The organism is Deltaproteobacteria bacterium, assembly GCA_013151915.1.
Classification (GTDB): Bacteria; BMS3Abin14; BMS3Abin14; order BMS3Abin14; family BMS3Abin14; genus BMS3ABIN14.
Map to the genome: position 1 here is coordinate 20,094 of JAADHJ010000030.1, position 9,925 is coordinate 30,018.

At 56.8% G+C, this 9,925-nt stretch carries 10 protein-coding genes; all 10 read right to left on the reverse strand.

Features of this window, described 5'->3' with window-relative positions; all coding sequences use genetic code 11:
• Positions 1 to 160: 160 nt before the first annotated feature.
• On the reverse strand, positions 161 to 1,090 hold the full coding sequence (locus GXP52_06295; protein ID NOY86893.1) for an acyl CoA--acetate/3-ketoacid CoA transferase subunit beta: 930 nt from the start codon (positions 1,088 to 1,090) through the stop codon (positions 161 to 163).
• A 39-nt stretch (positions 1,091 to 1,129) separates the two neighbouring features.
• Entirely contained in the window at positions 1,130 to 2,284 is a 1,155-nt protein-coding gene (locus tag GXP52_06300) for a hypothetical protein (GenBank protein NOY86894.1), read from the reverse strand.
• A gap of 42 nt (positions 2,285 to 2,326) precedes the next feature.
• Entirely contained in the window at positions 2,327 to 2,692 is a 366-nt protein-coding gene (locus GXP52_06305; protein NOY86895.1) for a hypothetical protein, read from the reverse strand.
• A gap of 107 nt (positions 2,693 to 2,799) precedes the next feature.
• The gene (locus GXP52_06310; protein NOY86896.1) at positions 2,800 to 4,152 is read right to left on the reverse strand and encodes a phenylacetate--CoA ligase; all 1,353 of its coding nucleotides are present in this window, start codon (positions 4,150 to 4,152) and stop codon (positions 2,800 to 2,802) included.
• A 416-nt stretch (positions 4,153 to 4,568) separates the two neighbouring features.
• Positions 4,569 to 5,786: an aminopeptidase P family protein gene (locus GXP52_06315; GenBank protein ID NOY86897.1), complete on the reverse strand. Its 1,218-nt coding sequence runs from the start codon at positions 5,784 to 5,786 to the stop codon at positions 4,569 to 4,571.
• Positions 5,787 to 5,950: 164 nt separating this feature from the next.
• Positions 5,951 to 6,517 carry a nitroreductase family protein gene (locus GXP52_06320; GenBank protein ID NOY86898.1) on the reverse strand — a complete coding sequence of 189 codons (567 nt, stop codon included), beginning with the start codon at positions 6,515 to 6,517 and terminating at the stop codon, positions 5,951 to 5,953.
• 242 nt (positions 6,518 to 6,759) lie between these two features.
• Complete coding sequence (gene meaB / locus GXP52_06325; protein NOY86899.1) at positions 6,760 to 7,698, reverse strand: methylmalonyl Co-A mutase-associated GTPase MeaB; 939 nt, start codon at positions 7,696 to 7,698, stop codon at positions 6,760 to 6,762.
• Positions 7,699 to 8,083: 385 nt separating this feature from the next.
• Positions 8,084 to 8,728: an enoyl-CoA hydratase/isomerase family protein gene (locus tag GXP52_06330; protein ID NOY86900.1), complete on the reverse strand. Its 645-nt coding sequence runs from the start codon at positions 8,726 to 8,728 to the stop codon at positions 8,084 to 8,086.
• Positions 8,729 to 9,130 (reverse strand): cobalamin B12-binding domain-containing protein, encoded by a 402-nt coding sequence (locus tag GXP52_06335; GenBank protein NOY86901.1) that lies wholly within the window; start codon positions 9,128 to 9,130, stop codon positions 8,729 to 8,731.
• 57 nt (positions 9,131 to 9,187) lie between these two features.
• Complete coding sequence (locus GXP52_06340) at positions 9,188 to 9,727, reverse strand: cob(I)yrinic acid a,c-diamide adenosyltransferase (protein NOY86902.1); 540 nt, start codon at positions 9,725 to 9,727, stop codon at positions 9,188 to 9,190.
• Positions 9,728 to 9,925: the final 198 nt, after the last annotated feature.

The following is a 9,925-nucleotide window of genomic DNA, read 5'->3' on the forward strand; positions in this document are numbered from 1 at the left end:
CCCTTCCTTCTGAAATGATGATATTCATGACGCGCAGGCCGACTACCCCGCCTTTGGGCGAGCGAAACCCACCGGCGCGAAACAACCCTGATTATTCACCCCCTGGAGGGGAAAAATAAAGCCGGGGGAAGCGGAAAACCACTCCCCCCGGCTCGATATCCTACTTTTCCGCGGCCAGATCCCTCTTGGTCTTCCGGCCAAGATAGATACGGTTCGGGTCGCAGATCATTCTCGCGATCTTGATCTCCTCATACTTCGGAGCGGTGAAAGGAGAAAAGTCCTTCGCCGTCTTCAGCTCCCAACCTACATTGTCGAAAACCATCTGCTCTTCCACACCAGGATAGACCTCGGACATCTCAAGCTCACCGGTGTCAGGGTTGCTGCGGAAAATGGCCAGGTCGGAAACGATGGTGGTTGACCCACCGCGGAACAGGCCATAATGGAACCTGTCCTCGGAAGTACCCAGAGGGCCTCTCGATCCTGTGATGGACGTGATGTACTCATTCTTTTCGGGGAAGCGCCTCTTCTCCTGTACCATCATGGCCAGACCGACATCGGCATAAGAGGCGATATTGTTGGCGCCCCCAGAGCCGGCGAATCTCACGGTCGGTCCGGGTTTTCCATCGTCACGAGCGTTCTTGGAGTAGTAGCCGCCCATGGCAGTGGAGTTGAGGTTTCCATACTTGTCGCACTCGGCGCCGCCAAGCATCCCGAAGGTGCAGAAACCGCGCTGGGCGTAGGTACCGAACGTGTCGGCCATGTTGGACAGACCGCCGGCCAGGTAGCCGCCGCGCGCCTCGGAAACCGAGATGGGAACCTCGATAAGCGTAGGATCGAGAATCCCCGCCTCCATGATGATCATGCCGTGGGGGGCGTAGGTGTGCTGGGCCATCATGCACCCGATCATGGGAAGACCCGTGCCCGCGAAAATAAAGGAATAGTCGTAGCACTGCCGGGCGGCAGCGATGGTCAGAAGCTCCATCGTGGTGTACTTTTCCGGATCGAGCCCTTTCTCCTCACAATAGGCTTCGTACTCTGCGTCGTTCACATGAGTCCAGCCCTTGGGATCGTCTTGCTTAATTACAGACATTGTTTACCTCCTCATTAACAAGAAGATTATCCTCGGCCCTTACAGAGGCCTGGCCAGACCGGGCTTGTAGCCGTAAATGGCATCGGCACGGAGCTCGAAGAGCCTCTGAAGGCCCTTGGTGCCGGTGATGGTGGGATAACCATCGCCCGGACGCGTGCTCAGGAAGGTCCACTCATCGTCACATACCCAGTCATACATGAAGTCGTTAACCTCATCCTTGGGCTTTTTGTTCAGCTGTGCCCATGCGCGCCAGAAATCCCAGTCATAATCGTAGTAGTATGGGACCTGACCGGGGAACCCGCCATAGGGAACCTCGACGATGGCGTCGACGAACTGCATGGAAATGTTGTTGGAATAAGGCTGGGCACGAAGCTCTGCCTCGCTGACGACCTTCTCGGCCTGAATGATGAGGTTCTTGGCGGCGATGGCCTGCTCGGCATCAGGACCAAGAATCCCCTCGATCCTGCACGTACCCTTTTCGCCGACCCTCTGTGCGAGAACGATGGCGATCTCGGGGAGGATGGGCGGCACGAGGATAACCTTGACGCCTTTGTTGCCGGTATAGGCAGTAGACTCACGGACCTGCTCCAGGGCGTTTGTCCGGTTGGAAACATTATCGCCGCCGTCGAAATCGTGGGGGCGCAGTCCCCAGCCGTCGAATGGGTCCTCGATAACAGCGCTACGGGCGGGGGCAACCGAGGGGTGTATCCATGAACCGTCGGCCTTCTTGCCGCGCATACCCATCTTGGCGAAGGTATCGTTCTCGCAAAGATCCGATCCGAACTCGGACATCAACGGCGCAAAAGGCCAGCCGTAGCGGCCTGCAACCGTCCTGAGGCCATAGCCGTAATTGGAGTAGTCCTCGATATCGATGGTGCCGTCCTGGATGGACCGCCTGATGTTGTACGCCACCGGCTGAACACCCTCCAGGCCGATATATGTCGTATCCATGAGCTTGACCAGGCCGGCGCCGGCCCAGAAATCCGCTATGGAGGCACCGCCGTTCATGGTAACGAAGAGGTCGCCGATCTTTTGGCGGATTACCTCACGGGCCAGGGCGAAGGGCTTCTTGGTGTAGCTGAAGCCGCCCGGGCAGATGCAGGTACCAGGCTTTACGAAAGTCTTAACCGCATCCGGGAGGGACATGATTTTGTCTTTTCCCCTCATGAAAGTGGGGATAGTCGCCTCTGCCATATCCATTTCTCCTTTCGTACAATCGTGGCTGCACTCAGCCGTTTACTTCTTAAGCTGGATCCTTTTATTCCAGGTGGCCCGGAGAATTCGGTCCATCATCTCCCTGCTGTCCCTGGCCTTTTCCAGAATGTCGGAAAAGTGGCGAATGCCTGTTTTGATCTCCTCCTCGATGATGTCAAGAGTGACCTCATCGCTGACTGCGGAGATCTCCTGCTCAAGCGCCTCCAAGGTCTCCGACACTCTCCCGATGGGGATCCGCATATCGTTGTAGGCAACGGCGACGATGGTCATATCCCATGCTGCGCCTATGACCTTCTGCCAGGTCTCCAACGACTCCTTTGGCTCGATATTCTCGGAGAAACGAAGGTCCTCCTCGGTAATTTGAGCCCTCATACGTTTTCGCTCCATACTCACACCTCCTTCCGTTTTATAGTATCTCCGTTTTTATTCCTGTTCAGGCTGTCATTCATTGACAACCTCGCAAAAAGTCTCTTCGACCCGTTTTGCCGGGCGGGCTACTTCTTCCTGCGGTCCTCCACACGGGCGCTGGCGGTCTTGCCTTCCCCTCCGGTGACCCTTGGAAGCTCATCGGGACCGATGAGATCCACGACCTTGGGGTTGACGTCGGTAAGCCCCTTGACGGCCTGCTTCATCTTCAGTCTGAGATTCTCAATGAGGGCAGCGTCATTGAAGAAGGCTTTATCCTTGAGTTCGATCCTCAGGGTGAAAAAGTCCATTCCCCTCTTGTCGGTTTCTATGATCATTCTGAAATTGGCCCCCATCTCCTGGAAGCGCGAAAGGGCCTCCTCCACCTGGCTCGGAAAAACGATGAGCCCACTAATGGAAACGGCATCGTCCGAACGCCCCTTGATCCCGGCCATCCTTGGATGGGTTCGTCCGCATGGGCACGGCGCCCAGGTCATGGAGGCAAGGTCGCGGCTTCTGTAACGGATTAGAGGCGTACCGGTGTTTACCAGGTTGGTCCACACCATCTCGCCGTCCTCGCCATCGCCTACCGGTTCCCCGGTATCGGGGTTGATGCATTCCACAAGGAGGTGATCCGCCCAGATGTGCATCCTCTGGGGGACATCCTCGGCCCGGGCCTCGCACTCGGCGGTCATTCCAGGCCCAAGAAACTCGGTCATGCCGAATTCATCGAAGGCCTTGATTCCGTAAAGCTCCTGTATCCTCTCCCGGGTGGCCCAGGGCCATGGCTCGGCTCCGAAAAGGCCGATCTTGCACGTGGAATCCTTGGCCAAATCGAAGCCCTTTTCCTGCGCTTTCTGGCCTACATAGAGGGCAAAGGACGGAGTCGCGCAGAAAGCGGTGATCGGGAGGTCGACAAGGAGATCCACCATCCGGTCTGACTGGCCGCCGGAAAGCGGGATGGGGCAGGCGCCCATCTTCTGTGCGCCGTAGTGGAATCCGGCACCGCCCGTGGGCAGGCCATAGCCGAAGGAGTTGAGAAAAATATCGCCCGGCCGCAGACCGGTCATCCAGAGTTCCCGTGCGCACCGATCACTCCAGAGATCAATGTCCTTCTCCGAGGCAAAGATCAGGACCGGCTTGCCGGTGGTACCCGATGTGCTGTGCATCTCGCGAAGAATGCTCTTATCTCCGGTCACGATACCCATGGGATATCCGCTCCTGACTTCCTTCTTCTCAAGAAACGGGATTTTCCTTATATCATCCAGGGTCTTGATGTCGGCTGGATTAAAACCGGCCTCATCATAAATCTTTTTGAAATGGGGATTGTTGCCATAAATGTATTTAACCTGCGCCTTTAGCCTCTCAAGCTGAAGATCCTTGATCTTCTCCACGGACATGGTCTCGAGTTCGGGCTGAAAATACTTTCTGTCGTTGGACATGGCTCTTACGTACCCTCCTTATGAATGGCACCCTGACCGCCTGAAACATCGGGGAAACGGCGGTCGCCGCAGTGCCCGGGCCATTGGCCGCTCGGTCCTATATTGCGCCCCCCCGTCGGGCGGAAAACCCGGATTTGGTGAAAAAAAACGGCCGTGGGGGAATACCCACAACCAGGTGTAGCCGATAACGGCACTTTCAAGATGCTGTTCGATCATGGAACATGACTACAATATTTATAACACTGTTTTAACCATGTCAAGGAAAATCCATGAAAACGCAGACTAACCCCTGAAAGCAGGGCACCAAACCCGACAAAAGGCCGAAAAACCGTCCTCAGGCCGGATTGCGGGGGGCCTGAGGCCCATGGGAAAACAAGTGTCTGAGCTAAAGTACCGCGCTGAGGAGAGGCGTAAAGCTATGGCAGGGCGATAATCTCTCTCGGCGTTACCGTCAACCTTTCCAACCCGTTGTCGGTTACCAGGAATGTATCCTCTATGCCCGTTATCCCTTTGCCCGGATGGAAGATCTTAGGCTCCAGGGCGAACACCATTCCAGGGATAAGGACCTGTTCGAAACGGGGGGCAAGAAAGGGAAATTCATCGACCTCAAGGCCAACCCCGTGTCCCACAAAACGCACCTGCTCGCCCGGAGGCCCCATGAAGCGATCCGAAACCCCCAGGTTTTCGGCCTCCCGGCCGGCCGTTTCGTAAAGCGACCCCCAGGTCACTCCTGGAGCGGCCGCGGCAACGACCGCGTCCTGAATGGCCCGGGCCTGCACGAAGCCCTGAACGAGTTCCACAGCCAGACTTCCCATGACCATGAGGCGCGTCTGGTCGATGAGATACCCCTCCACGCATCCAACAAAATCCACGCTCACCGGTTCACCCTTCCTGATAGCCCTGAAACCGGCCCCCTGGGCTATGGATGGGTTGACCCCCATTCCGCCGGACGGTGCGTCGATATGGGACATGAGCGCGGAATGCTCGCCGGTGATGATGTGACCGTAGAACAGCTCCTGATTGAAACCCCGCATCCTGAGGATGCCCTGATGCCCAAGTTCCCGGGCGCGCTTCTCCAGGGTGGAGGCAAAATCCACCTCGCGCATACCGTCATGGAGGCATTGGGCGGCGAGTTCCATCACCTTGTCCACCTGGACCCCTGCCGTGCGAATCCTTTCGATCTCGTAGGTTGATTTGACGGCCCGAACCTCTCGCACAAGGGATCCTGCATCCACCAGGGAAACGTCGGGAAGCAGCTTTAAATAGCGCTGGTAAAGGGCCGCCGGAATCACGTCGAGCTCAAGCCCCACCCTGCCCCGGCCGGGGATTCCTGCCGCCTCCAGAGCGGGGGGAATCTCCTTGAAGCTTTTGAAGGGGACCACCTCCAGCGGAGTCTCCCTTCGCGCCCTCTCGATGCTGCGCCTGCACAGGTAGCGCGGGTCACCCGCGGCGGGGATTATAACCACCCCATCCTGTATGGAACCGGTGAAGTAAAAACGGTCGATGAGCTGCTGGATCAGGACGACATCGATCCCTTCCCTTCGGAGGATCTCCTGAAACCGACCGATCCTGGCCTTGATTTCGCTCTCCGGGACGGTGTTGTAGGAACCGGCGATCTTCTCAAAATCTTCCATGGGGGTCTCCCTATAATGTCCAATGTCCAACGGGACATATCAAGTCCAGAGTCCAGAGTCCAGAGTCCAGAGGTTCAGAAACCTCGATACTTCGATATTCCCATACATCCACACCCCCCATACTCCCTTACACCTGGTTTTGAATAGAGTGCATCTTTATGAGTCTATTCAAAACCTACCCAACTCACCCGCCCTTCCTTCCTCGGCGGGGTGGGTGGTTCCTTGCCCGGATATCCGATGGGAACAAACGCGATCAGGTTCATCCCCTCGACTTCCAGCGCTTCGTCAACCTCGTCCCGGAGATGAACGGGGTTGGTCATCCAGCAGGTCCCAAGCCCTTCGTAGGTTGCTGCAAGGAGCGCGTTCTCGATGGCCGCTGATACGGACTGGGTGTCCACAAACAGGCCCTCTTCCGTCGGCTGTGAGTAGAACACCAGAAGAACGGGAGCGCCGCCCAGGGTTTTAAAAAAATTCCGGGTGAAGGAAACGATTTTCTCATCGTAAAGCTCTCTCAGACTCGGCTCCAGGAAAGGAAAGGATCTTTCCGCAATATCCGTCAGTTCTTCCTTCTTCCCGCCCGTGACCACGAAAATCTTCCAGTTCTGGCGGTTCTTCCCCGAGGGAGCCCAGAGGGCGGCCTCCACGACCCTCTCCAGGATGCCACGGGGGACAGGGTCGGACGTAAAGACCCTGCAGCTGCGCCGGTTTCGAATGACATCGTAGAAATCCATAGAGATCTCCCTTTAAGTCCAGAGTCCAGAGGGATAGACCAGTTCAACGTTCAGGGTTCAACGTTCAATGGGGCGAACAAGTCCAAGAGTCCAGAGTCCAGGGTCCAGAGTCCAGAGTTCAACGAGCAGTTTTACGAGGTCATCAATGCGCCCACTAAGGGGCGCCCAAATCAAAGATTTGTGAGGAAAGTGAAAATGACATTTTTCGCTTTCCGTGGAGTAAAAAGCCATGAGCGGACTTTTTACGACCCTATCAACCTGTCAATCCACCGCCGCGCAACCGCCAGCGGGTCTTCCTCCCTGTCGGCGACCCTTCGGATATCCTCTTTAAGGGCCTCGTCGTCCCCGTGAAAGGCCTCCAACACCCGGGCCTCCACTTCACCGCGGATAGCTTGTCTTATGGACATTTCCGCCGAAGCCGTGGACCACGCCCCCAGCCCGTCGGATTCTTTAAGATAACTCCAGTGACCGTTGATTTTTTCGGCCAGTTCCGGCACGCCCGTCCCCCGGGACGCCACCGTCATGAGTACAGGAGGAACCCAGCCCGATTCGTTCACGGCGTGGTTCGCCAGCGACCTCAGGTCCCTTGCCACGGATTCGGAATTGGGAAGGTCGGCCTTGTTTACAAGGTAGATATCGGCAATCTCGAGAACACCGGCCTTCATGGCCTGAATCCCGTCGCCCAGCCCGGGTACGGTGACGAAAACGGTTGTGTGGGCGAGATCCTTGACCTCCACATCCTCCTGTCCAACCCCAACCGTCTCCAGGATGATTGTATCGAACCGGGCCGCGTCCAGAAGGGTGATGAGGGGAAGGATGGATCGCGAAAGCCCCCCCAGATGACCCCTGGATGCCAGGCTGCGTATAAACACCCCCGGATCAGTGGCATGCTCCTGCATTCGAATCCTATCCCCCAGGACGGCGCCGCCGGAAAAAGGGCTTGTCGGATCCACAGCCAGGACGCCCACACGCCGACCCCGGGAACGTTCCTCACGGATAAGCGCGCTTATCAAGGTGCTCTTGCCGGCCCCCGGCGGTCCGGTTATGCCGACGATGTGAGCGCTGCCGCCCATGGGAAAGAGATCACTGATGATCCGGGCCGCGCCGGCATCAAGATCATCCACCGATCTGGCGAGCCGGCCAAGGGCCAGGCTGTCCCCCTGAAGGGCCTTTTCTATCATCGTCTTATCCATTATTTATGGTTCATCACAATAATGTGTCCCCATTGCGTTAACACCAATTCGTCTCACGCAAAGCCGCAAAGCTCGCAAAGGAAGGCGCGTCACCTCACCCAGGTTGCTGTTGATCCTTGTTGCCCGGGATAAAAGTGAACTTTGACCCCGGGCGCAAGGATAATCAGCCGATTTCAGGGAAATCCCGCTCCGACCAGGGAGCGGTTGGGTGAGGGGAATACCTTTATTCCTGAACATCTTCGGCACTTCTTTGCGTCCTTTGCGTCTTGAGCGAGTCACGTTTTATGTGTGACAAGCGGGCGTGAGAAAACAGGTTTCAAAACCAGGTACTCGTTTTCGCGATGATCCCTTTTTATAGGGTCGAAACAGTTCTTCAAACTATGGCGGCATTAGCACCATTGAGCCTCCCGGCAGGCAGGGAAAGAAAATGCCGGATCCTTTCTTCAAGCCTCGTCTCGAACTCCTCGGGGGTGCAGACCTCCTGCAGGAGCCCGGCTCTGAGGGCCTCATGGGCCTTCACCCTTCGTGATTCCAATGCCCAAGCGAGAGCGGCCTTCCCTCCGATGAGACGGGCGAGCCTCTGGGTCCCTCCAAAACCGGTAATAATACCCAGATCAGATCCGGGATGACCGAAAATAGAGCGGTCCGTGCCCAGACGCCAGTCCGCGGCAAGCGCCAGGTCCAGACCGCCTCCGAGGCAGAATCCGTCAACGGCGGCTATGACAACGGCATCGCTTTTCTCCATAATCCTGAAAACACCATCCCCAAGGAGAGAAAATTCCCTGGCCGAACGCGGGTCAAGCTTCAAAATCTCCCTGAGATCCGCACCAACAGCGAATGCCCCCCCTTCCCCCAGGAGAGCGAGGCACCTTACGCCTGAATCGGCCAGAAGGGCCTTCAGCACATCCCTCAGGGATTCGAGGGTGGAGGTCCCGAGTTTATTCAGCCCTCCAGGGGTGCAAAGACGGACGACGGCCCAGCCATCCCCTCTTGAGGTTGAAACAGTTGTGGCCGTCATTCAATCCCGGCCGACGGCCCGGGAAATGGATTCCGCAATCTCGGAAGTGGGAGTCCCGGGGGTAAAGACCTCGAAAACGCCAACCCTCTTCAGTTCCGCAATATCCTCAGCGGGGATGATGCCGCCCACGAATACAGGTATCTCACCCGCATTCCTCTCCTGGAGCTGCTCTATGATCCTGGGGACCAGGGTCCCATGGGATCCCGAAAGAATAGAAAGACCCACAGCGTCCACCCCCTCCTGAACTGAAGCGGCGGCGATCTGCTCCGGGGTCTGGTGCAGCCCGGTATAGACCACCTCGAAGCCTCTATCTCTCAGTGCCCTGGCAACAACCTTGGCACCACGGTCGTGACCGTCCAGGCCCGGTTTGGCGATCAGGACCCTGATCTTTTTTTCCTTCACCATAATATCTCCCATGCTTCCCTACTCCCAAACATCACGCCGCAGGCGTGAAGCCCCCTATTTCTCAATCCCTTTGCGAGCATTGACGCCCGCATTAAAATAATGCTTTACCTCCCTCATCTCCGTTACAAGGTCGGCCCGATCCATAAGTCCCGGAGGGGCCATCCTGCCGGTAAGAATCAATTCCAGACCGTCAGGTCTGGAGTCGAGCAGGACCAGGACCTCCCCAAGGGGGATGAGGCCGAGATGGACGGCGACGTTGATTTCGTCTAAAACAATGACATCCCAGTTCCCGGAGTCAGCCTCATCGAAGGCCTCGGCAAGAGCAACGCCCGCCTGAAAACGGTCCTCCTCGGACGGCTCGCCCGGTCCGACAAAGCCTTCGCCGCCCCGGGGTCGTATCTCCAGATCCGGAGCAAGCCTGAGGGCTGCCTTTCTCTCACCTGTCATTTCCTTTCTACCCTTTAAAAACTGTATTACAAGGACCCTGAGACCGTTCCCAACCGCCCTCAGGGCCAGGCCCAGGGATGCCGTTGTCTTTCCCTTGCCGCCCCCCGTGTAAATATGAGTATAACCGGGACCCAGTGTGGTGGTCATATCTCCCACCGCATCGAGGGGAGGGTCATAAAAAGTCCATCCATGGCTTTTTACTCCACGGAAAGCGAAAAATGTCATTTTCACTTTCCTCACAAATCTTCGATTTGAGCGCCTTTCACCGGGCGCGATGATGACTTTTTGCGAAGTCATCAACTTTTATAGGGTCGTAAAAAGTCCTTAATGGCTTTTTACTCCACG

Bases quoted from the DNA above. Each gene is read 5' to 3' on its own strand.
- GXP52_06295 (NOY86893.1), bottom strand. From the start codon at position 1,090: ATGTCTGTAATTAAGCAAGACGATCCCAAGGGCTGGACTCATGTGAAC.
- GXP52_06300 (NOY86894.1), bottom strand. From the start codon at position 2,284: ATGGCAGAGGCGACTATCCCCACTTTCATGAGGGGAAAAGACAAAATC.
- GXP52_06305 (NOY86895.1), bottom strand. From the start codon at position 2,692: ATGGAGCGAAAACGTATGAGGGCTCAAATTACCGAGGAGGACCTTCGT.
- GXP52_06310 (NOY86896.1), bottom strand. From the start codon at position 4,152: ATGTCCAACGACAGAAAGTATTTTCAGCCCGAACTCGAGACCATGTCC.
- GXP52_06315 (NOY86897.1), bottom strand. From the start codon at position 5,786: ATGGAAGATTTTGAGAAGATCGCCGGTTCCTACAACACCGTCCCGGAG.
- GXP52_06320 (NOY86898.1), bottom strand. From the start codon at position 6,517: ATGGATTTCTACGATGTCATTCGAAACCGGCGCAGCTGCAGGGTCTTT.
- meaB (NOY86899.1), bottom strand. From the start codon at position 7,698: ATGATAGAAAAGGCCCTTCAGGGGGACAGCCTGGCCCTTGGCCGGCTC.
- GXP52_06330 (NOY86900.1), bottom strand. From the start codon at position 8,728: ATGACGGCCACAACTGTTTCAACCTCAAGAGGGGATGGCTGGGCCGTC.
- GXP52_06340 (NOY86902.1), bottom strand. From the start codon at position 9,727: ATGACCACCACACTGGGTCCCGGTTATACTCATATTTACACGGGGGGC.